We start from the raw sequence: 24407 nt of genomic DNA, 5'->3' as shown, positions 1-24407 counted from the left end.
ATCTTATCAGAGCATTAAGCATTATTAAAAAATCAATGGACCAGTACTCTTACTTGGCAAATGCAGACGTCTCAGCTATAGAATCAATCTATGAGCAGTTCAAAGAAAATCCAGAATCAGTAGATGAAAGCTGGCAAAACTTTTTCAAGGGTTTCGAATTTTCGGAACAATGGAAGAGTAATGGCACGGCTACTACCGCATCAGGCGATAAGTCTAATGAGCACGTACGCAAAGAAATTGAGGTAGTTCACCTCATTCGTGGTATTCGTGCCCGTGGGCACATGGCAGCCAAAATCAACCCGCTGTGGCCAGAAAGAAAACACGACCCTAGTTTAAATCTCGAAGACTTCAAATTATCAGAGGCTGATCTTGACACGGTTTTTGAAGCCGGAATTGAAGTCCTTGGTAGACCAGGCACCCTAAGAGAAATCAATGATACCCTTAGAAAGGTATATCTAGGGCCTATAGGTTTTGAATATCAATATATTAGGGACCGTAAAATCAAAGGTTGGTTTAGAAGGAAAATTGAAGGTGAATATCTTAAATTCAAACCCTCTGTAGAACAACAGAAAAGGATCCTGAAGAAGTTAAATCAAGCTGCGGCTTTTGAAAACTTTTTACATACCAAATACTTAGGAAAAAAACGTTTCTCTATAGAAGGAGGTGAATCCACAATTCCAGCTCTAGATGCAGCCATTTTGAAAGGTGCAGAACTAGGTGTGGAAGAAGTGGTCATTGGAATGGCACATAGAGGTAGGCTAAATGTTTTAACAAACATTATGCAAAAACCTTACGAGCAAATTTTCAATGAATTTGAAGAAAACATAGAAGAAGAAGAGTATAGCGATGGTGATGTAAAATATCACATGGGATATACTTCCCAGGTTTTAACACCTGCTGGCAAAAGAGTGAGTTTAAAACTAATGGCTAATCCATCTCACTTAGAGGCGGTAGACCCTGTGGTTTTAGGTTATGCCCGAGCTAGAGCAGATGCTCACTATGAGAGTAGTGGTAGAAAAATAAATGATTTCGACGACATATATGACCGTATTCTTCCTATCATTATTCATGGAGATGCTTCTCTAGCTGGTCAGGGTATCGTTTACGAAATCACCCAAATGTCTAACCTACCTGGATATTATGTAGGTGGTTCTATTCATTTTATCATTAATAATCAGGTTGGTTTTACTACTGATAATGATGACGCAAGATCTAGCTTATACTGCTCCGATGTTGCCAAAATTCTAGATACACCTATTTTCCACGTCAATGGAGACGATCCGGAAGCGGTAGTTTATGCTATGCAGCTGGCGATTGAGTTTAGACAAGAATTTAATAGAGACGTATTTATTGATATGATTTGCTATCGTAAATATGGTCATAATGAAGCTGATGAGCCAAGGTTCACGCAGCCATCTATGTATAAATTTATAAACGACCATCAAAACCCTCGTGACGTTTATTTACAAAAGTTAAAAGAACAGGGCGAAGACAATATTGGTCTAGCCAAGCAATTGAAAGCTTCTTTTGATAGTAATTTACAAGAGCTACTTTCTAAGGTTAAGCAAAGACAACTTCCTTATGAGCTTCCTAAACTGGAGCAAGAATGGCAGCTGTTAAGAAAATCAAAAAAAGAAGACTTCCTTTTCTCTCCAAAAACTGGAATTGACAAAGAAGCTATTGCCTTAATTGGAGCAGCATTATCTAACATTCCAAAAGGTTTTAATGCCATCAAACAGATAAGCAAAGTTCTTGAAGAGAGAAGTAGCATTTTTGCTGGTGAGAAAGAATTTAACTGGGCTGCGGCAGAACTAATGGCCTTCGGGTCTATTCTGAACGACGGAAAATGGTTAAGAATGACGGGACAGGATGTTCAAAGAGGGACTTTCTCTCATAGACATGCGGTTCTTCATGACATAGAGACCAATGCCAATTATAATAACTTAGAGCATATTAGAGAAGGACAAGGTAAAATTGAGCTTTATAACTCTCTTTTATCTGAATATGCCGTTATGGGTTATGAATATGGTTATGCTATGGCGAATCCAAATGCCTTAGTGATTTGGGAAGCTCAGTTTGGAGATTTTGCAAATGGTGCCCAGACCATGATTGACCAATTTATCTCCGCTGCGGAGTCTAAATGGAAAACTCAAAATGGTTTGGTATTGTTATTACCTCATGGATATGAAGGACAAGGACCAGAGCATTCTAACGCAAGACCTGAGCGATTTTTGCAACTGTCGGCAGAGTATAACATGTATGTATGTGCATGTACCACACCTGCAAACATATTCCATATGTTAAGAAGACAGCTGGCACTTCCTTTCAGAAAGCCTTGTGTGCATATGTCTCCAAAATCTATGCTACGTCATCCTGGAGCTATTTCAAAAATGGAAGAGTTCCTACCTGGCACTAGCTTTAGAGAGACCATTGGTGATGATTATGCCGATGCCAAAAAAGTAAAAAGAGTGTTGCTTTGTTCTGGAAAGGTTTTTTATGACTTACTAGAGAAACAACAAAAAGACGAGATAAAAGATATCGCAATTATTCGTGTAGAACAATTGCACCCGTTCCCAAAAGATCAAATTCAAGAACTTTTAGGTCAGTATCCTGCCAAAGCAGAAACTATTTGGGTACAGGAAGAACCTCAGAATATGGGAGCTTGGTCTTTCATATTAAGAGAATTCCCTGAGATTGGCATTTCTGATGTAATTGCGAGAAAGAAGAGTGCCTCTCCGGCCACTGGTTACACCAAATACCATCAGCAAGGCCAAACTGAAATTATTAATAAAGCATTTGATTTGACTAAAAAAGACAATAAATAGATCATGGCAGTTGAAATGAAAGTACCCTCGGTAGGTGAGTCTGTAACGGAAGTTACAATAGCCTCTTGGGTAAAGAAAGATGGTGATTTTGTAAACATGGATGAAATCATCTGTGAACTAGAGTCTGATAAGGCTACTTTTGAACTTCCAGCTGAAGCTTCAGGAATTTTAAGAATAGTGGCTCAAGAAGATGAAACTCTTGAAATAGGTGCATTAGTTTGTAGAATTGAAGAATCTGCAAAATCAACGCCTGAAGCATCAGCTCCAGCTCCAGCTACACCTGCTACTGAAGCAGCAGCTCCTGTAGCAAATACTTCTACTGGGGAAGTAATTAACGTAACCATCCCTACCGTAGGTGAATCTATTACTGAAGTTACTTTAAGCTCATGGGTTAAGAAAGATGGAGACTTCGTGGAAATGGATGAAATCATCTGCGAACTAGAATCCGATAAAGCCACTTTTGAACTCCCATCTCCAAGTGCCGGAATTATCAGTATCATTGCTGAAGAAGGTGCCGTAATACCTGTAGGTGATATTGTAGCCAAGATTGCCGTAGGGGCGTCTTCTGCTCCTGCAGCCACAGCTCCTCAAGCTGCCGCTGCCCCTGTAGCAGCCGCCGCAGGAAATGACACCTATGCTTCTGGACATCCTTCTCCATCTGCCGCTAAATTACTTTCTGAAAAAGGAATAGATGCTGCATCCGTAAAAGGAACTGGTGTAGATGGAAGAGTAACGAAAGAAGATGCTCAAAATGCACAAAAATCTGCTCCAGCAAAACCTAGCCCTGCTCCTACTCCAACCAAATCTGCAGAAATACCTGAAGGAGATAGAGGCCAAAGAAGAGAGAAGATGACTTCTCTTAGAAAAACTATAGCCAAAAGATTGGTGTCGGTTAAAAATGAAACCGCCATGCTTACTACTTTTAACGAAGTAGACATGAAGCCAATTATGGACTTAAGAAAAAGCTATAAAGATAAATTTAAGGAGATTCACGGCGTAGGTCTTGGTTTCATGTCTTTCTTTACTAAGGCATGTTCTATTGCTCTTCAAGAATTCCCGACTATCAATGCATATATTGACGGTGAGGAAATTGTATTTAATGATTTCGCTGATATTTCAATTGCAGTTTCTGCCCCTAAAGGATTAGTAGTTCCCGTTATTAGAAATGCTGAGAAATTGTCTTTTGCAGGTATTGAATCTGAAGTAGTGCGTTTAGCCATAAAAGCTAGAGATGGCAAGTTAACCATCCCTGAAATGACTGGTGGAACTTTCACGATAACCAATGGTGGTATTTTTGGTTCTATGCTTTCTACACCAATTATTAATGCTCCGCAATCTGCTATTCTAGGAATGCATAATATTGTAGAAAGACCTGTAGCTATAAATGGTCAAGTAGAAATTAGACCTATCATGTATTTGGCTCTTTCTTATGACCATAGAACTATTGACGGAAAACAATCTGTTAGTTTCTTAGTAAGACTGAAACAGCTATTGGAGGATCCAATGAGAATGATGCTGGAAGTTTAAGCTTCGAGTGCATGAGCTTACAGTGAACCGAGAGCCGCAACTTACAGTAAGTCGAGTGCCTCAGCTTACATTGAGCCGAGTGTCTCAGTTAGCTTATATTTTGAAAGAAGGGGATAATATTTTAATTAAAAATTATGGGCACTGAGCCTGTAACAAATGAAAGAATTATGGATTTTGACATTATAGTTATTGGTTCTGGACCTGGCGGTTATGTTGCGGCTATTCGCTCGGCACAGCTGGGAAAAAAGGTGGCAATTGTAGAGAAATACAATGTTCTAGGAGGTACTTGCCTTAACGTTGGATGTATACCTTCAAAAGCTCTTTTAGACTCTTCAGAACATTTTCATAACGCTACACATCATTTTGCAGAACATGGAATTAAAATCAGTGCTCCAAAGGTGGATCTGAAAACCATGATAGGCAGGAAAAACGACGTGGTGACCAAAATGAATAATGGTGTTGAGTTTTTGATGAAAAAAAACAAAATTACCGTATTTAATGGATTCGGTTCTTTTGTAGACAAAAACACGGTCAAAGTAACCAAGACAGACGGGACAGAAGAGCAAATAAAAGGAACCAATGTTATCATAGCCACTGGTTCTAAACCTACTATTCTTCCGTTCATGAACTTTGACGGGAAAAGAATTATCACTTCTACAGAAGCTTTAAATCTTACAGAAGTACCTAAGAACCTGTTAGTTATTGGTGCTGGAGTAATTGGTGCAGAATTAGGTTCTGTTTATGCACGATTAGGAGCTAAAGTGACCTTTATTGAGTTTGCAGGAGGTATGATACCAACAATGGATGGTACACTTGGAAAAGAACTTCAAAAAGTGCTTAAAAAGCAGCATGATGCAGAATTCAACTTCAATACCAAAGTGACCAATATCACTAACACTGGGAAAGAAGTAGAAGTAACTGCGGAAAACAGTAAAGGTGAAACAGTAACGTTTAAAGGTGACTACTGTTTAGTGGCCATAGGTAGAAAAGCTTATACTGATAAACTTAATTTAGAAGCCATAGGAATTACGCCAGATAAGAGAGGGATGATTGAGGTCAACGATCATACTTTAGAAACATCAGTTTCTGGTATTTATGCTATTGGCGATGTCATTAAAGGAGCCATGCTGGCTCATAAAGCAGAAGAAGAAGGCGTATTAGTGGCAGAAACTATCCTTGGTCAAAAGCCCCATATTCATTACAACTTAATTCCGGGTGTAGTTTATACATGGCCAGAGGTCGCATCTGTAGGAGCCACTGAAGAAGAACTAAAGGCTTCGGGTAGAGCATACAAAAAAGGGCAATTCCCTTTCAAAGCATTAGGACGTGCCACAGCAAGTGGAGATACCGATGGTCTCGTGAAAGTATTGGCAGATAAAGATACCGATGAGGTTTTAGGAATACATATCATTGGAGCTAGAGCGGCAGATATGATAGCCGAGGGTGTAACCGCAATGGAATTTAGAGCCAGTGCAGAAGACCTTGGAAGAATATCTCATGCCCATCCTACATACATGGAGGCCATAAAAGAAGCAGCCCTAGCAGCTACAGATAATAGGTCTCTTCATTCGTAAAAAAACAATATTTACGCATAGAAAAAGGTCGGTTTTCACCGACCTTTTTCTATTTCAACGCTACAACCTTTTCGACCGTTACTTTTTGATTAACTTTTGAGTCAAAACCGTCTCATTGGCTTTATTGAAAAATAACAACACCTAGTTTCCTTCCGCCACGCCATTTAAATCAATCTGGCCTTCATTACGCCTTAAAACAAATTCTCTAAGAAGTTGACCATGGATAGTATACAACTCAACCCTGTGGACATCCTGCTTTGATAAGGAATAATTTAAATTATTTAAAGTTGGGTTCGGATATATGACAGACTTATATTCTTCTTTTTGACCAAGAGTTATATCAAAAGCACTTACCCATAATGAATTCGATACTAAGCTATTACATCCATGTTTATCCCCTATAAACACAGCATACTCTGCTGAATCTCTTACGATATATAGATTATCTAATGTGGTTTCACTATAATGCCCATTGACGACCCAATGATAGGCTTTGGCAGGTATAGATGAAGAAACAAGGTTTCCGTCTTCTACTAGGAGCTCAGGTCTATCAGGGTTTATTTGGAGTAAACAATTGTCTTCTTCATCAGGTACTAAGTCTCCATCAGAATCAGGATCACAGACATCCCCAATCCCATCATTATCAAAATCGGACTGCATTAAATTTTTCCTATTTATACAATTGTCCCACGCATCAGGAATACCGTCTTGGTCGGTATCCAATATCTTCTTACCACTTAAATCAAAAGCCACAGCTTCAGACTCGGAGAGTAAACTTGTATATTTTAAAACAAGGATATCAGAGTTTGTTAAACTTTTAAACTCAATCTTCAATTTGTCATTAGCAAAAGTTTTCAAAAACACTAGACCATTATCTGTCAAATGATAAATCTCAAGTTCACAACTCCCGCACTCCTTTGCCCTAGATTCATTCATAAATAAGTTAAATGAACTTGAACTAAAAGACGAGCTATCAACAATTGGCCTTAACAGCTCTTTCTGAATCTCTACATCGTAAAACGTAAGGGCAGGAACTTCATCCTTATTTTTAATAAAAGGTCCTCCAAAAGGCTTCCCCTGAGGATCATTAAAAAAGCCTGGTAGGTAAGTGAGTTTATTTGATGGCAGTTGATCATAATTTAGGAATAGGTTTTTACCCTCCCTTTCTATAGATTTTATAAATCCGGAAATTCTATCAGCGAAGAATTGGTCCTTTATATAGCTAAAGTAATAGCCGAAATTTAGACTATCTTTTACAACAACCTCTTGATTAAAAACCAATTTGAGTCTTTTTTGTTCTTTCTGATCTATTAGTTTTTGTAGATCAGGGGTTTCATAGTTCTTTTCCCCTTTTTCAAAGGCCCAAAAACTTCTAAAAAGCCAATCCGCAAGAATACCATAACCTTCCAGACTATAATGAAGTCCATCAAAATACCAATAACTTATCCCAGTAGCAGGTACTACAGAAACGTCAGGATATATTCTGGTTAGCTGTCGTTTAAACTCTCTAAGTTTTCCTGCTTCCCAAAGAGCATGCGTATTCATCACGCCTAACTGATAAACATAAAATCTTTCTATTGCGGGCATGTCTAGTCCCAAATTTATTTTGAACTCATCAAATAAACCTGGATAGCTATTAACATCATCAAGACTGGTATTTGACTCTGATTCTCCCTGAAGAAAAACAAAACCCTTGATAGTCTTCACTTTGCTATCCAAAACTCTTTTTAACATTAAGCCATAAGGGGTGTGAACATCATATAGAAGTTCTGGATTTCTTTTGATAAGATATTTAAGGTCTACACCACCCAATGACGCATTAATCATCAAAATAGGCACTTCCATTTTCTCCGTATAGTTTTTAATAAACCATTTACCAAGACTTCCAACCTCAGGAAAAGTAGCATCATGCCAACCATCATCCTTATGACTCTTCAAAAAATAATGCGTATAATTTCTAGTATATTTCTTAGATATACTGTCATTCAAAACCCAATAGTTTGCATAAGAAACGGCGTTAGATTGACCATAAATAATAAAGGCATCTCCACATAATACCTTTTTCGCAGATTTTACCAACAAGGAGTCTTTTGCATTTTTAAGCCAAAACTCAAAGGAATACTCTGATAATTGAGCTTTTATAGGAATCTTAATCTGTATGTTAGAACCTGCCTTTAATTCCCCAACAACGGTACTTGAAGAAAAAACATTATCAATAAATAACTTCACTTCGGCTCTTTGATAATCTGTACTCAACATTTTACCAGAAATCTCTACGAGTGCCATATCTTTTTCATCGCGGGAATAGAGCTGCATGTTTTCGGGAAACGCTGTAAAGCTTACTTGTGCGAAGAGCAGACTACTTTCAAAAAACAAAAATAAAGTAGCGATTGTCCGGATAGATTTCATGGTTATGCGAATAGTTAAATTCAAAACTAATCAATCCATTATACATTAAAATCAACACCGCCTGTCCTGTAAAGAAATATTATTATACGGTAACAACAAGACGAAATTCCTTTATAGAAAACTATCCGTTAAAACACCTTTAGAAAGGTTCCATTATTCAAACAATTGTTCAATTAAGTGTTGAATTATCCCTAAAACGATAGAATCAAGCAATTTGTAAACCGTTAAAGAACTATCTCAGAATCTCTTGGGTTGGTCTTTAATTATATGCTTATATTCATCCTTTCAACCCTAGACTTAATGATAAATGAGGCTTAAAATTCCGCCGCTTTTACAAAAATTATGTGTAGTCGTCTTACTTTTCAGTATTGCCTGCGTAGACCCCTATTCAAAAAATTTCATAGTTGGTAAAACCATTTTTATAGTTGATGGAAAATTGACAAATAACGCGTCAAGCAATTACGTAAAACTTACCGAATCTACTCCAAACTCAGGGCTAAGCATTAGCTACTTACCCGTGGAAGGGGCTACCGTAAAAGTTATAGAAAATGGCACTAGAGATATAAACCTTACCGAAATCAAGGCTGGATATTACACTTATCCGAATGATTTTACCGGAAAAATTGGAAATACGTATAAGCTTGAATTCAGCACAAAAAATGGCAAGTACTTTGAATCTATGGAAGAAACGATGATTTCATCTGCCTCCATTGATAAAATTTATCATGCCTTTGATCAAAATGCTGTTCAAACCGCTACTGAGACCTTCCCTGGTCAAAAAGTATATATAGATACATCAGACCCCGCTTCTAGCATAGATTATTATATGTGGGATTGGGTTCTTTATGAATCTCAAGCCTATTGTAAAAGTTGCACAGACGCTTTATACTATAACGACGAAAGCACCGGCCCTTTAGGAGAATGTAGGGCTACCAGATTCTCAAGAGATGTAACTTACGACTATAATTGTTCTGGGGATTGCTGGGATAAGATAACATCAGAAAAAATCAATGTGATGAGCGATGAGTTTTCAAATGGGAAACCCATTAAAGCTCGATTAGTTGCCGAAATTCCTGTTTATCAGAAGGTTGGAGCATTATTAGAGGTTAGGCAATACGGAATTCCTAAAAGAGTTTATGACTATTTAAAATTAGTGGCTTCTCAAGGGCAAAATACTGGTGGACTGGCAGACACCCCTCCAGCTACTTTATCTGGTAATATTTCCAGTCCTGGAGATTTAGACCAGGCAGTTGCGGGATATTTCATTGTGTCTTCCGTGTCTCGAACCTTATATTGGTTGGATAAAAGCGATATCCCAGATAAGGTAATTGCCACGGGACTTTTTAACGGCAGAAAAGTAAATCCAGAACCGGCTGGAAACGATACAACCAGACCTCCTATGGCACCTTGTTTAGAAAGTGATACTAGAACACCATTTCAACCAGAAGGCTGGAGCAGCAAAGGACAAATTTAAGTTATGAAATATATTTTAATCCTACTCATAAGTCTAGGCTCTTTTGGTATTGCACTATCACAGCAGCGTTATATTCTTAAAGGTTCGGTACTAGACAGTGCCAATAAAGAACCACTGATAGGAGCTACAGTAACCATAGATTACGGAGACCAAACTGATTTTGTCAAAGAAGATGGTAGCTTCACTTTTGTTTTACCACGCAAAGATGTTGTTATTATTGTTAGGTATATCGGTTACATCCCTTTTAGAAAGAACCTAACACTTCCTGTAAGTGACTTGGTCGTTGAACTAAAGCTCGTAGAAAATACACTAGAAGAGGTGATTGTAAGTGGCACAGGTAATGAAAACGTTAAAAGGCCTATGATGGGCGTAAGTTCTTTGAACATGAAAACGGTAGAGAAACTCCCTTCGGCCTTAGGAGAAGTGGATCTCCTTAAAGGACTCCAAATGTTACCCGGGGTGTCCAGCGTAGGTGAAGCCTCTAACGGAGTGAATGTAAGAGGCGGAACTACAGACCAAAACCTCTTTTTATTGGATGATGCTCCTATCTTTAATCCAACCCATATGTTCGGTCTCTTTTCTGCATTCCCAGCCGAGGCCATATCGAAATTTGACCTTTATAAAGGAAATATACCCGCTCGTTTTGGTGGGAGAGCGGCCGCCGTTTTAGATGTAAAGCTACTTAATCCTTCCATGGACAAGTTTAAGATGTCTGGTGGTATTAGTTTAGTCTCCAATAAACTGATGGCTGAAATTCCCATTATCAAAAACAAAATGGCCTTAATGGTATCTGGACGAGGTTCATTTAATGATTTCCTCTTTCCTATAGTATCAGACAGACTTAAGGATTTAAAAGCAAAATTTGCAGACGGTGCCGCTAAACTCTTTTACCAAGTCAATGAAAAAAATACGATTTCTCTTTCTGCCTATTACAGTTATGACTTTTTCCAAACAGAAATGTTAGGCACCATAGCCAACATCAATGCCTCTGCTTCTCAGTTTCAATATGAAACTACCAATTTCTCAGGAAAATGGTTTTATAATATCAGCAATACTGCCAACATCCAAACCACAATAGTAAGTTCTTATTATCAGCCAAACACATTATTACCAGAAGTTAATAGTGATAACACTGTAAAAATCAAACAAAGTGTTGACTATAAACAGATAAAATCTAACCTTAATCTATATAAAGGCAAGCATAATTTTGAAATCGGGGTTGATGCTGTAAAATATGTTATTAACCCGGGAAATATTGAGCCAGGAAAAAGCGAAAGCGTACTGCCTATTAACACTCCTATAGAACATGGGCTGGAATTAGGAGCGAGCTTTGAGGATGTTATTACCATTAATGCTAAGACAAATCTTTCTTTAGGTCTCAGATACTCCCAATTTTTATCACTGGGTCCATCAAGTGTCAATGTATACAAAGAAAATGAACCCCGAGATGTGGTATCATTGATGGAAACGTTAACATACAATAAAGGCCAAGTGGCCCAAACCTATGGTGGTTTTGAGCCAAGAATTGGGTTCAGTTTCTTGATAGATGATAAGAATAGCATTAAAGCCGGTTATAATGTGGCTAGGCAGTATTTGCAGATTGTATCAAACACCACCACTCCCATTCCTACATCAAGGTGGAAATTATCTGATTTGAATATTTCGCCACAAGTAAGTCAACTGGCTTCTTTAGGCTATTTCAGAAACTCTCAAGGTAATGTGTTTGAGTACGCTGTAGAAGGTTACTTTAGAAAAACCAATAATATAATAGATTATAAACCTGGTGCCGACTTTCTATTAAATCAAACGCCTGAAACGGAAATTTTACAAGGTATAAATTCCTCGTACGGTGCAGAATTAATGGTTTCTAAGAAAAAAGGTGAAGTTACCGGCTGGGTAAATTACACTTATGCTCGCTCTATAAATCAAGTGGATGAAGGTCCTTTACTAGACCAACGGGTGAATTATGGACAAAAATATGCAGCTAATTATGACCGCCCACATACTTTAAATGCTGCAGTGGTCATAAATCAAGGTTCGCATCATGACTTCTCCTTTAACTTTACTTATTCCACCGGCAGACCCTTTACCTCACCTCAAGGTTATATTAAATACAGTGGTCAGGTATTACCTTTCTATTTCTTAAGAAACGACAGCAGATTACCTGATTATCATCGCTTAGACTTTGCTTGGAACATATATAACCCAAAACTTAGGAATAGAAAGTTCAAAGGTAATTTCGCCTTTTCCGTGTATAACCTTTATGGTCGAAAAAATGCCTATTCCATATTTTTCAGGTCCGAAGGAAACCTATTAAAACCCTATAAGTTGACTATTTTTGGGGCTCCAATACTTTCTTTATCCTACAAATTCACTTTTAATCATTAGAGAATACTAGAATAAACTAGTTTATCCAAAAGCTCATAATCAACATTTTCCAAAAAATGATTTTGAAAAGTATTTAAGAAGAGTTTCCATTTATGTTTTTAATGAATATCTCGTTCATTATTCCAAGGATGATTTTTTACGTATAAAGCCCAAACCATTATATTTTCATTTCTTTGTCAAATTAACGATGCACTTCCCAAAAAATGAATTTTAAACTTATCCAAGCCTCTTTTTTATTTTTAGTTTTCGTCCAATTTTCATGCACCCAAAAGCAGAAAGGAGAAAAGTTAGCAGAAAGGAGTTGCGGAAGTTGTCACCAATTTCCCAAGCCCGAATTATTAGATAAAGCTACATGGCAAGAGCACGTTTTGCCAAGAATGGGGGCTTGGCTAGGTATGCCAGATAAAAGTCTCCTTCTAACAGACATGAAAGGCGAGTCTTTATATACTGATGGTATATCGGAAAATCTAATTCCGCATGAGCCTCAAATATCAGAAAATGACTGGCAACTGATCCAGAACTACTATCTAGAAAATGCCCCGTCCAGTATAAGTTTCGAAACTGAGCCTGCTTCTTTTGCTAATCTGGAAGATAAATTTGATTTCACTACCAAAAAGCTAAACACACTTAAAAGACCCGCGTCAAACACTTTAATTCATTTTGACAAAAACAGCAACCAATTTTATATCTCAGACCAAGCAGGCCTATTGAGCATATACGATAAAAATTTACGCCTCATAGATTCTATCCAATACGCTAGCACAATGTCCTCTATTGTGTTAAACAAGAACGGCGGATTTGAGCCCTTGTTAATGGGAAAAATTAGGCCAAATAATGAACCTATCGGCACCTTGGTTAACAAGGATAAAAAGGAAATTATTACTGGATTGTTTAGACCCGTAAGTGTAGAAAAACTTGACCTCAACCAAGATAACCAAGACGACTATCTCATCTGTAGTTTTGGTTATCATATCGGAAGATTGTCATGGTATGAAAAGCTTGACAACAGTTTTGAAGAACATATTTTAATGCCAGTAGCTGGTTCCATTAAGACCATTACAGAGGATATCAATAAAGATGGATTAATTGATATTCTAGTTCTCATGACGCAAGGTAATGAAGCCGTATATTACTTTGAAAACCTTGGAAAGGGAGAATTTAAATTAAAGCCATGGCTAACCTTACCTCCGGTTTATGGTTCTTCGGATTTTGAATGGACAGACGTCAATAATGATGGATTCAAGGACATTGTTATTGCTTCAGGAGATAATGGCGACTTCACTTTAATCAGAAAAGCTTACCATGGTGTCCGTATTTTTATTAATAACGGAAAGAATCAATTCACTGAAAAACTATTTTTACCACTCCAGGGTGCCACAGGACTAGAAATTAACGACTTTGACGGCGATGGCGATATGGATATTGCAGTCATTGCCAACTTTGCAGACTTTTCAAAGAAACCGCATAGAGGCTTTGTGCTTTATGACAACTTAGGCGATTTAAAGTTCAAACCATATATTTCCGACAAAACTGACGTAGGAAGATGGCTGATTATGGAAAAAGGTGATTTTGATTCAGACGGTGATACCGACATTATTCTGGGTTCACATCTTATTAACCTCATGGTTGACAGAACAGAACTCATTAAATGGAAAGACGCCCAAACAGACCTTTTAATTCTGAAGAACAAAAGCAAATAGGTCTATTCGCAATTTGATTGCGAACAGACCTACTTTCGGATTACTTTTCCTTTTATTTAATAACAATATTGGTGGCTCCTTTTGGAATAATCAGCTTTCTGGAAGACTGAGAAAGGAACGATGAACCAAAGTACGTTTCCATAAAAACTTTATGTCCGTTTAGCTCATATCTTATTTGTGAATCACTATCCTTTAAGTTATACAGCTCCCCTCTTTTTGGTATTTTGTATAACCTGGCTTTTGACTTATTTTGTGAAGCAAGAACCAGCTCCTCCTTATTGGCACTCATTAACTTCACCAAACTCCTAGCATCACCAGAGATATTCAATCCGCTGTTTTTGGCAACCTTAAACCCTCCTTTACCATCTCCTAATAACAAAATCCCATTAGAGGCATCAAGCTCTCCAACCAACAATTCATTGCCAAAATTATTTCCAATCATAAGGACGTCTAGGAAACCATCGCTATTATAATCATCTGTTAACAATCCATTTATTGGAGCAAATTGGACCTCTCTAGGTAAATCCTTGAGAGAAAACTTCCCGCCTCCCAAGTTCTCAATATAAGAGCTGGAGTTATGATTTAAGTAATGCGTCTTTGCCATATCCATTTCCTCTTTGGTTAAGGTATTTTCAAAGGTGGCAGAAGAAAACTCTTTATAAGTTGTAAAACGTGTCCGGAATGCATTGTACTGACGACTAATATCCCCTTTACCATTATATGGAGCCAATATTTGTCCGCCCTTCCCATCTGGAAAATATCTAAAAGGCAAAACGTCATATCTGTCGTTTTTATCGAAGTCTCCAGAAAGCAGCATGGCTGGGTATTTTTGAGAACCTTTAAACAGGACATTTTCTCCAATATTACCGACGATGTAATCTATATCACCGTCTTGATCAAAATCTCCACTCGTTATGCTATTCCAAACACCGCTAAAATCTTCTAAACCAGAGTTTTCAAGCTTCTTTAACTTTCCATCAATATTTTCAAAAAATGTAATGACCGAAAAATCACCCGCTACCAATAAATCTCTGTCCCCATCATTATCATAATCTGTCCAAAGGGCATCGCAAACCATACCAAAATCTATCAGCTCGGGAGCCATTAGTTCAGTGACATTAGTGAATTTAGGTGCTCCTGATTTAGAATCATTCCTCAGAATTAAACTAGATGTGGCTTTAGGATATTCCATGGGCGAATTTCTCCCGGAAACAAATAGATCTAGATCTCCATCCATATCCATATCGGCAGCTCTAACACATGCCCCGCTAATGGTAAAGTTTGGTAGAGCAGATTTTACTTCCACAAAAGTCCCATTTCTGTTTTCATAGAATCTATCTTGGAAAGATGCTGCATTGGGAAAATCTTCATTTCCCCCACTAACCACATAGAGATCATTATCACCGTCTCCGTCGGCATCAAAAAGTAACACCCCTGTATCTTCCGAACGCTTCTGCGTAGTGTCTATCGCAGGTAATAAATCTTGCTCCTCAAAACCTCCAGATTGGTTCTGCATCAGAAACACACCCTTTTTAAATTTCGCACCGCCTATAAAAACATCATCTAAACCATCTCCATTAATATCGCCCACGGCCATTCCAGGTCCCATTTGTGCTACACTGAAAGGCATTGAACTTTGAATATTAAAGTCTAAGAAAGGAAACTCCTTATGTACGAAATTAAAGCTCTCCACTTCTTCAAAAACAGTATCTACTTTCTTTTTTGACCAGTCAAAGTCCTCCTTTGCATCTGCTATATCGAGGCTTAGAAACTGATTGGCTGCAATATTATCTAAAACCTGAAATTTACCATTAGGCCATACCACCTTTAATTGCTTTAGATGGGTGAGCTTACCTAAACCTATGTGGCATTCTGATGAGATAGTGGATTTATAGCCTCTATAAGGGTTTAATTCAAAGAAATAATCATTCTCTTCATTTATTGTTCCAATTAAAATCACACCTGTTCCGCCAGGATTCCGATTTTCCCCCTTAAAACTAAAATTCAAGAAATTGCTATGCTCCGGAGACTGTTCTCTAGTCCTATTTTCATAGATAAAAGCTAAGTCGTTGGTGTTATTGACCACGTAATCTAAATCGCCGTCATTATCCAAATCCGCGTAAGAAGCTCCGCTAGAAAAGCTTGGCATTTTCATTCCCCAGCTATTTGTCACATCCTCAAATCTTAAGCCATCCACATTTCTGTAAGCATAGTTACTAATTCGAACTTCTGGAATTTGACTCAACAGAAAATCCTTACTTGCTATTTTTGAAGCTTCTGATCGGTAAGTCACAAAATCTTTATCCGTTACATCTTTAGGAAAGCCATTGGTTATGAATAAATCTCTAAATCCGTCATTATCAAAATCTGCCAAGGACGGCGTCCAGCTCCAATCCGTTTCTGCAACTCCAGAAAAAAGTCCTATTTCCAAGAAATCCTTATCCAAACCGCTGTTCAGCTGTAAGGTATTTCTCATATACTGATTGGTATAATCAAACTGTTCAGAAGCTCTAAATTTGTCTGGATTAGTTTCTGATACAAACATCTTCTTTCTATAATTATCTTCGGGCATCATGTCCAAGGACACCATATCTGCCAGTCCGTCATTATTAATATCTGCTACGTCGTTTCCCATAGCATTATTACTGGTATGCTTAAAATAGGCTTTGGCATTATCCGTGAAAGTACCATTCTTGTTATTGATATATAGAATGTCATCTGCGGCATAATCATTGGTCACATAGATATCTTTCCAACCGTCTCTATTAATATCTGTTATGTTTACTCCAAGCCCAAACCCCTCTATTAAAATACCCGCCTCATTACTCACATCCGTAAAAACTGAATGACCCTTTTCTTCATCCCAATCGTTTCTAAACAATTGGTCATTATTAGGATAAGAACCATCTACTACCTTTTTTCGATAATAATTAGGGGTATGGTCTATGACGTTATTAAGAACATATAAATCTAAGTCGCCATCATTATCGTAATCAAAAAACGCTGCACCTTCTGTAAAACTATTACTGTTGACCCCATAAGCAGCTCCAGCCTCTTCAAATCTAAATTCTCCTTCTGCACCTTTATTAATGTATAATAAATTTTCTCTATCTGAGGCCAAACTATTATTGGTAGAACTCGCAGGAACATAAATATCCATCCAACCATCATTATTAATATCGACGGCCACCGCGGCGGTACACCATCTTTTAGTAGCCGCTATTCCGACAGCTTCCGTAACATTATCAAACTTCAGTTCTCCTTTATTTAAATAAAGCTTGTTTCCAGTCATGTTTGCACTGAAAAAGATGTCCTTCAAACCATCATTATTAAAATCAGCAATGGCTACTCCGCCCCCATTATAGGTATAATCATAGGTTAGGATATTAATAGAATCATTCTCTATGATTTGATTGTTAAAATCAACTCCCGTATGCTCACTGCTTAGTAATTTAAAACGAGAATTATTCCCTGAACAGGCCGTCAATAATATGCCTGTAAAAAGAAATATGAGAGGTTTGATATACATATTAAATGCGTTAATGATGAGTATAAAAAATAATTATGGCAATAAAAATCAACAAAATGACATGTATGTTGTATAAGGTTATGTAGTTAAATTGACATAAAAAAAGTGGCTAAACAAGTTTAGCCACTTTAATAAAATCAACTACTTAAATTTAATATCCAGGATTCTGCGTTAAAGCAGGCTGAATATCAATCTGTGATTGAGGTATTGGTAAATACTCATTTTTCCCAGCAGTAAATTTAGCACCACCAAATTTGGTAATTAATAACTTGCTATCATATGGTAAATACACTGTATTCAAGAACGTAGCCGCGTCTCCCCATCTAACCAAGTCAGGATAACGGTGTCCTTCTTGAGCTAGCTCAAGCAATCTCTCAAACTTCAAAGCTTTCATAGCCTCTTCCTTACCACTGAAAGAAGTATAAAGAGCTATTTCATACTTTGCAGCTGGACCACTTCCATCATATTCCATCACCCATCCTGCAGGATTTGCAGCACGAGCTCTAACTTTATTGATATGCTCTACAGCTTTAGCAAGACTACCTGCTTGAATTTCTGCTTCAGCAGCCATAAGTAAAACATCCGCGAAACGAATAATTGGAACGTTCATAGTGGCATATCCACGAGTCCAAGAGCTACCATCTGTAAAAGTATTTTCTTGAGTCTTGTAATAAACAAATTTCTTAGGAGAATATGGCCCTGCATAAGTTTGATCACGAATCCAAGCTTTACCTGGATGCTCTTGCCAATCTAAATAAGGTATACCTCTACGACCTACAGTGTGGTCTAAGCGAGGATCCACTGGACCTGCGTCTTCCGTAAAAGAAGCACTGGCTTCTATTCTGAAATCATTCTTAACCGGATTAGTACCCGAGTTATAAGAACCGTCTAGTAATGGTAGACCATTTTTAGTACGGAACTGATTCACCATTGTAAAAGTAGGTTGGTTAAATCCACAGCAGTTACCTGGTCCGTTTGTTCCAGTGTTATAAGGATAATTCAAATCATCAAACCAGTTAGCATTATTAACACTACCTGTGTTGTTTGAAGATTGAACAGCCCAAACAGCCTCTTCGTGGTTGTCATTCTCTGCATTGAAAATTTGAGAGAAATCCGGCACTAAACCATATTTCTTACCATTAGTCGTTTGACCGTTAGCAATTACTTGATCAAATATCGCTTTCGCCTCAGCATACTTACCATCATAGATATAAGCCTTACCTAAATAAGCCGCAGCTGCCCATTTGTTCACTCTACCAGCATCTCCTTGAGTTTCTGGTAAATTGTTCATACCAAATAAGAAATCCGCTTCAATAGGTCCTAGAAGTGCCGTGGTATTAGGAACATCTGGCAAATCTGAATCCGCAACGGTTTCATCAAAATATGGTGCTGAATTAAACATTCTTTTAAGATCAAAGTAGTAGTGACCTCTAAGAACTCTAGCTTCTGCTATAATTCTGGTACGCACAGCGGCAGAAATTTGCGTAGATGCCGTTGCCAATCTAATCGTAGAATTGGCTCTTGCGATCCCTTCAAATTTAGAACCCCATAGTCCACCAATTTCACCACTGTTAGAGTTTACTTCATATCGCTGGATAGAATTCATTTGTGAGTAATCACCCGCATCTGTACCCTTATTGGATTCACCACCAAGTATGGAACCCATCCAGTTATTTGGACCAGCCGAACGGCCAAATCCTTTACCATTCAGCATCGAGTAAGCTCCAATCAAAGCTCCCTCAACACCCGCTTGGCTGTATAGTTGGGCTTCTCCTAAAGAACCCGTTGGAAGAACTTCTAGAAAGGAGTCTTTACAAGAAAACGTAAGCATAGTAACAGCCATTGCTGTTAATGCACCTTTCTTTATATTTTTTATATTCATCATTTTTATATTAAAATCAATAATGATCTGTTAATTAAAATCCAAGATTTAACACAACGTTAAAACTTCTTGTAACTGGAAAGTTACCTACATCGATACCAAAGTTAGTATCTGCATCTCCACCTACTCCTGGATCAAGTCCTGAGTAACCTGTAAGCGTAAATAAGTTATTTCCAGATACCGCGATTCTAGCTCTAGTCAAACCTAATTTGCTAGCTATTGTTTGGTCAAGCGTATATCCTACTGAAAGGTTTTGCATTCTGAAATAAGAACCATCTTCAATGTACCAAGAGTTCTCAGCACCAGAAGTACTAAGATTAGTAGCTGATTCCCATATAGGAGCCAATGCATCATTTCCTAATTCTGGAGTCCAAGATTGTTTAGCTCTTACACCTTTACCAGCACCTTCGAAAGTACCGTGGAAATCAGTAAACCATTTAGACTGGTTCCAAATATCGTTTCCAATAAAAGTGTTGAAGTAAGAGTTCACATCCCAGTTTCCGAATTCAATACCGAAGTTAATACCTCCCGTAAAGTCAGGTACTGGAGATCCTAGGAATGTTCTATCATCTGGCGTAATTTTACCATCACCATTCACATCTTCGTACTTAAATCTACCCACAGCAGCTCCATCTTGAGCTGGATGGCTATCCACTTCACCTTGTGTATTAAAGTAACCAATCATCTTGTATCCAAAGAAAGAAGAAATTGGTTGACCTGGCTGATTTCTAATTGGGCTAATTCCACGATAAGCAGAACCACCAAAGTAAGGAATACCAGGAGCTAATTTAACAATCTCATTTTTCAAGAAAGAACCGTTAACCGTTAAGTTATACTTTATAGCGTTAGTAAGGTTACCTCTATTGATTAATTGAATATCAATACCTTGATTTAACATTTCACCTACATTCACAGATGGTGCAGCAGAATTAGGTCCTACAACAGCTGGAAGAGGTACTGCATAAAGTAAATCACGCGTAACTTTTTTCCAAACATCTAAAACTGCTTCAAATTTACCGTTAGCAAAAGTTGCATCGAAACCTATATTAGAAGTTTCTGATGTCTCCCACTTAGCATTTGGATTACCAATTCTTGACTTGTAATATCCAGGATCAGCACCTGAGCTTTGACCCGCAATCGGATATAAAGAAGTACCAGTTCCTTGAGCATAAAGAGAATACTGATTATTTGGATCAACATTATTAGAGTTACCCATAAGTCCCCATCCTCCACGGATTTTCAAGTCTGTGATGAAAGAAAGATCTTTCATGAATTCTTCATCAGAAAGTCTCCAACCTGCAGAGAAGGCAGGGAACACTCCGTATCTATTATTAGCACCAAATCTAGAAGCACCATCACGACGAACCAACGCAGTAACAAAGTACTTGTCTAATAACTTATAATCCAATTTACCGAAGTAAGAAGAGAAGTTAACACCACTGTATAGGTTTGAGTTTACTACTGGGCTCTGTACTAAAGTAAGGTTTACATAGTCCAAATCCATCGTAAATGGATTGATACCAGAACCATTAATACTTCTACCTCTACCCGTGTTAAGTGCCTCTTGACCTACTAAAAGGTTGATTTTATTGACACCTAAATCCATTTTATAATTGGCGGTATTTGTCAATACCCACTGAATATTGAAGTTAGAACCTTCATTGAAAGAGTTTGATGCTTGTGGCTCAGAATCACCTAAGTATCTGTAATTGTATCCATAATAATAGCCATTAGAAATACTTCCTCCTAAACTACTACGAAGAGTTAAGTTTTTGATAGGATCTATTTCTAAATAAACATTACCAAAACCGCTGAAACCAAATCCTTGATCATTTTCAACATCATTCACTAATGATCTTACTGGGTTTCTTGGATTGTTAAAACCTGCAGCTTTAGTAGAAGCAAAGCTACCAAATTCATCATATACAGGTATTACTGTCGGCATACGATAAGCTGCCAACAACTGAGACTCATCATCTGCAGAACCTTGACCATTGCTACCACCTTGCTGTCCTTTAATACTAACATAAGTAAACTGGATGTTTTCTCCAAAGCGAACTCTTTTTCCTAAGTCAAACTCGGAGTTAACACGCATACCATAACGTTTGAAATCATTATTAATAATAATTCCTTTTTGGTCTTGAAGGTTTAAACCGATGTAGTAACGGCCATTTTCTGTACCTCCATTAAAACCTAAGCTATGTCTGTTAAGCTGAGCCACTCTTGTAATAGCATCATACCAGTTTGTACCAGCTAAATTTGGCTTAATCAAGAAAACGTTTTCTGGATTAGCATCATAAGCCGCCTGAATAGCAGCTAAATCTACAGAACCTCTTACACCGTTAGCTCCATTAGCATGAAGATAATCAGGTAAAGTGGCTTGAGCAGAACTACCATACTGAGGATGGGTATACTGAACAGTTGTTCCGTTTGCTGCCGCATTATTTCTATAGGCAACGTGTGTCCAGTCTGCCTGCTCTTGAGGAGTAAGCATCTGAGGTGCTCCACTAACGTTAGGGTCAGTTGCACCATATAAACCATCATAAGAAATATCTAAGGCTCTTTTACCTTTAGCACCTTTCTTAGTAGTATATACAATTACACCGTTGGCTGCACGAGCACCATAAATAGAAGCCGCCGCTGCATCTTTCAATACAGTAGTAGTTTCGATATCATCTGGTGACAAGAAATTAGAAGAACCTGTAGGAACTCCATCAACAATGATTAAAGGCTCATTACCTCCAAAAGCACCAAAACCACGAACACGAATGGTCGAGTTGGTACCTGGTTGACCGTTAGTAATAACAGTTACACCAGCAACACGACCAGCCAATTGCTGCTCAACGTTTCCTGATGGTACCGCTCTTAAATCTTTAGCTTTAACGATTGAAACTGCAGCTGTTGATTCCTTTTTATTCGTTGTAGAATAACCGGTCACAATAATCTCGTCAAGAGAAGCAGCGTCAGGTGCTAAAGAAACATTAATAATTGATTGTCCTCCAACTTTAATCTGCTGGGAAGAATAACCAACAAAACTGAAAATCAAAACATCATCAGAGTTCCTAGTTTGAATAGCATAATTCCCGTCCATGTCTGTGGTTACACCAGTGGTTGTTCCTTGAATAACTACTGAGGCTCCCGGAACACCAAGGCCGTCATCCGCTCCGATGACTTTACCACTCACTCTCTGGTTTTGTGCAAAAGCTCCACTGAAAGTCAGTGTTAGCCCTAGCATAACCATAAGTAAGTATCTTGAGTAAAGGTTTACTTTCATAAAAAAAAATGGTTAATGGTTTAATTAATTAAAGCCAATTAAAAATTGACTAAGTGCAATATTAAACATTCGTACCGTTAGAATCCAATTTTATGATTGGAAAATCTTTTTTAACGGTTAAAAAAGTGCAAATGTTTGCACATTCATCTCTGAACCAGTAAAAACTTCTGCTTATTTTCATACAAATGGTCCGATGTTCGGAACTCAGAGTACAAGATATAGTACCCAGAAGGTAAGTACTCCATAGTACCATTATAACCCTTCCAGCTAATTTTGACAGCATTTTTCATGTATTGGTTGCTGGCCAAACTGGTAATTAACTTACCATTAATGTCATAGATTTTGGAACTTAAACTACCACTTTCAATCGATGAATAATTAACAATTATTTCATCTTTATGACCCAATAGACTTGATGAATTTAAGTCATTCTGCACAATAACTTTAAAATTGGTTCTCTGAGTATCATTCGAAATTTCATATCCCGGAGTAGCATAGTTTTCAGATGACGATGCAGACAACCATAAAGACGTTATTTTTTGATAAGAAGCTCGCTCTAATGAAATGCCGTCTCGAATATCTAAAGACGAATGATGCATCTTTTCATCGTATTCAAAACTATCCAAAACTTCTTGATTGGCATTTAACAAAAAAACATGCCCTTTATCATTATTGAAGGCTGGCAATCTGTTCACTTCTATAATATTTTCAGATACCGCATTTGGGTAAATCTTTATAAGGGAGGTCTTATCTGTAGTGAAACAAAGAAATTGATTAGGTTTAATTGTTTGACTTTTATCAAAAAGCACGTCCACCTCCTCCAAATCACCGGTACTACCCAATCTAGAAAGGCCAAGGCCTTTTAGATTAAGTAATTTTCCAGAGTGATTATAAATTTCCACAAAATCTTTCCCTCCAGACTTTGGGTTAAACAAAATCTCAGATAACCATAAATCACCAAGTGCTGGATAAGCAATATTTCCTATGGAAACCTTAATGGGCTCCGCAACATTTTTTGAACAATCTGAAACGGTATTGAAAATCAAGTCGTAGGATGTGTCTTCTTCCATACCCTTTTCCAATTCCAGAAAGATGGAAGATTTATCATTTGCAGAAAAATAAATCCTTTTAATTGCTAAATCGGTAGCTTCTACCGAAAGGCTTTCTTCCGAATTATCAAGTTTTTCCGAAAATACGAACTGAAAAATTTTAGGCCCCACTACGTTATAGCTTATTAAACTAGGTGGTGTAAGGTCTGGCAAATTTGAAGAAGATGCATTACTTTTTCCTGGGGTCCCTCCTATTATCGCAAAAGATGAGGTCCAATTCGCTTTTTCTCTACAAGGATAATTAATGTCAATCATTTCTAAGGAATAGCCCTGTTCCTTACCGTCTGCATACCAATCTGGGCTATAATTAACTTCATACACCAGTATCCCTGTGGCATCAACCAAACTTAAAGCCGTGCCAGAATTTAAAAGAGAAAACTTACTTAGCCCTATCGTTTTTCCATAAGGCTGAAAGAGCGATACATTGTTTTCTCTACAAACAATAACATACTCACCCGACGAAATCACAAATTCAGGAAAACTAACGTTACTGGAATTATAAAAAAGCTGATATCCCTCTAAATTTATCTCATTGCCAGTATTATTATAAATCTCTATAAACTCCTTATCTGGGAGGCCGTGGCTGGGTGTTGGATCAGCAAAAATCTCAGTTATAATTATTCCATTAGTAGCTTGGGCATTAACACCAAAATATTGAAAGAGGAAAATGGAATATATAAATAATTGCTTCAAATCACTTTAAATGGTTCATGAAA

11 protein-coding genes are annotated in these 24407 nt (G+C 37.6%); 6 read left to right on the top strand and 5 right to left on the bottom strand.

What is annotated here, in order from left to right; translation table 11 throughout:
- The first annotated feature begins 35 nt into the window (after window positions 1–35).
- The 3 genes from ACSBFT_RS23445 (at window position 36) to lpdA (ending at window position 5926) form a co-directional block, all read left to right on the top strand.
- Window positions 36–2825, top strand: a complete 2790-nt coding sequence (locus ACSBFT_RS23445) for a 2-oxoglutarate dehydrogenase E1 component (protein ID WP_463048554.1) — start codon at window positions 36–38, stop codon at window positions 2823–2825.
- A 3-nt stretch (window positions 2826–2828) separates the two neighbouring features.
- On the top strand, window positions 2829–4352 hold the full coding sequence (gene odhB / locus ACSBFT_RS23440; RefSeq protein ID WP_489602669.1) for a 2-oxoglutarate dehydrogenase complex dihydrolipoyllysine-residue succinyltransferase: 1524 nt from the start codon (window positions 2829–2831) through the stop codon (window positions 4350–4352).
- 167 nt (window positions 4353–4519) lie between these two features.
- Window positions 4520–5926, top strand: a complete 1407-nt coding sequence (gene lpdA, locus ACSBFT_RS23435) for a dihydrolipoyl dehydrogenase (protein WP_463048600.1) — start codon at window positions 4520–4522, stop codon at window positions 5924–5926.
- A 141-nt stretch (window positions 5927–6067) separates the two neighbouring features.
- Here the strand turns inward: lpdA and ACSBFT_RS23430 are convergent, their stop codons facing one another.
- Complete coding sequence (locus ACSBFT_RS23430) at window positions 6068–8335, bottom strand: thrombospondin type 3 repeat-containing protein (RefSeq protein WP_489602668.1); 2268 nt, start codon at window positions 8333–8335, stop codon at window positions 6068–6070.
- A gap of 307 nt (window positions 8336–8642) precedes the next feature.
- On the opposite strand from ACSBFT_RS23430, the gene ACSBFT_RS23425 reads away from it, so the two are divergent.
- The 3 genes from ACSBFT_RS23425 (at window position 8643) to ACSBFT_RS23415 (ending at window position 13897) form a co-directional block, all read left to right on the top strand.
- Complete coding sequence (locus ACSBFT_RS23425; protein WP_463048557.1) at window positions 8643–9809, top strand: DUF4249 domain-containing protein; 1167 nt, start codon at window positions 8643–8645, stop codon at window positions 9807–9809.
- A 3-nt stretch (window positions 9810–9812) separates the two neighbouring features.
- Window positions 9813–12197, top strand: coding sequence for a TonB-dependent receptor (locus ACSBFT_RS23420; RefSeq protein ID WP_489602667.1), 2385 nt, complete (start codon window positions 9813–9815; stop codon window positions 12195–12197).
- Window positions 12198–12400: 203 nt separating this feature from the next.
- Entirely contained in the window at window positions 12401–13897 is a 1497-nt protein-coding gene (locus ACSBFT_RS23415) for an FG-GAP repeat domain-containing protein (protein WP_489602666.1), read from the top strand.
- A gap of 52 nt (window positions 13898–13949) precedes the next feature.
- On the opposite strand, the gene ACSBFT_RS23410 is transcribed toward ACSBFT_RS23415, so the two are convergent.
- From ACSBFT_RS23410 to ACSBFT_RS23395, 4 genes are all read right to left on the bottom strand, one after another.
- Window positions 13950–17426 (bottom strand): VCBS repeat-containing protein, encoded by a 3477-nt coding sequence (locus ACSBFT_RS23410; RefSeq protein ID WP_463048560.1) that lies wholly within the window; start codon window positions 17424–17426, stop codon window positions 13950–13952.
- Window positions 17427–17577: 151 nt separating this feature from the next.
- A complete protein-coding gene (locus ACSBFT_RS23405) occupies window positions 17578–19311 on the bottom strand; it encodes a RagB/SusD family nutrient uptake outer membrane protein (protein ID WP_489602665.1) in 1734 nt (577 codons plus the stop codon).
- 31 nt (window positions 19312–19342) lie between these two features.
- A complete protein-coding gene (locus ACSBFT_RS23400; protein ID WP_489602664.1) occupies window positions 19343–22582 on the bottom strand; it encodes a SusC/RagA family TonB-linked outer membrane protein in 3240 nt (1079 codons plus the stop codon).
- A 143-nt stretch (window positions 22583–22725) separates the two neighbouring features.
- Window positions 22726–24384, bottom strand: coding sequence for a lamin tail domain-containing protein (locus ACSBFT_RS23395; RefSeq protein ID WP_489602663.1), 1659 nt, complete (start codon window positions 24382–24384; stop codon window positions 22726–22728).
- Between the last annotated feature and the right edge of the window lie 23 nt (window positions 24385–24407).

Source organism: Arcticibacterium sp. SM2516, assembly GCF_057914865.1.
This window is presented reverse-complemented; position numbering and strand designations above follow the sequence as displayed.

Bases quoted from the DNA above. Each gene is read 5' to 3' on its own strand.
- ACSBFT_RS23405 (WP_489602665.1), bottom strand. From the start codon at position 19,311: ATGATGAATATAAAAAATATAAAGAAAGGTGCATTAACAGCAATGGCT.
- odhB (WP_489602669.1), top strand. From the start codon at position 2,829: ATGGCAGTTGAAATGAAAGTACCCTCGGTAGGTGAGTCTGTAACGGAA.
- lpdA (WP_463048600.1), top strand. From the start codon at position 4,520: ATGGATTTTGACATTATAGTTATTGGTTCTGGACCTGGCGGTTATGTT.
- ACSBFT_RS23445 (WP_463048554.1), top strand. From the start codon at position 36: ATGGACCAGTACTCTTACTTGGCAAATGCAGACGTCTCAGCTATAGAA.
- ACSBFT_RS23415 (WP_489602666.1), top strand. From the start codon at position 12,401: ATGAATTTTAAACTTATCCAAGCCTCTTTTTTATTTTTAGTTTTCGTC.
- ACSBFT_RS23400 (WP_489602664.1), bottom strand. From the start codon at position 22,582: ATGAAAGTAAACCTTTACTCAAGATACTTACTTATGGTTATGCTAGGG.
- ACSBFT_RS23425 (WP_463048557.1), top strand. From the start codon at position 8,643: ATGAGGCTTAAAATTCCGCCGCTTTTACAAAAATTATGTGTAGTCGTC.
- ACSBFT_RS23420 (WP_489602667.1), top strand. From the start codon at position 9,813: ATGAAATATATTTTAATCCTACTCATAAGTCTAGGCTCTTTTGGTATT.
- ACSBFT_RS23410 (WP_463048560.1), bottom strand. From the start codon at position 17,426: ATGTATATCAAACCTCTCATATTTCTTTTTACAGGCATATTATTGACG.
- ACSBFT_RS23430 (WP_489602668.1), bottom strand. From the start codon at position 8,335: ATGAAATCTATCCGGACAATCGCTACTTTATTTTTGTTTTTTGAAAGT.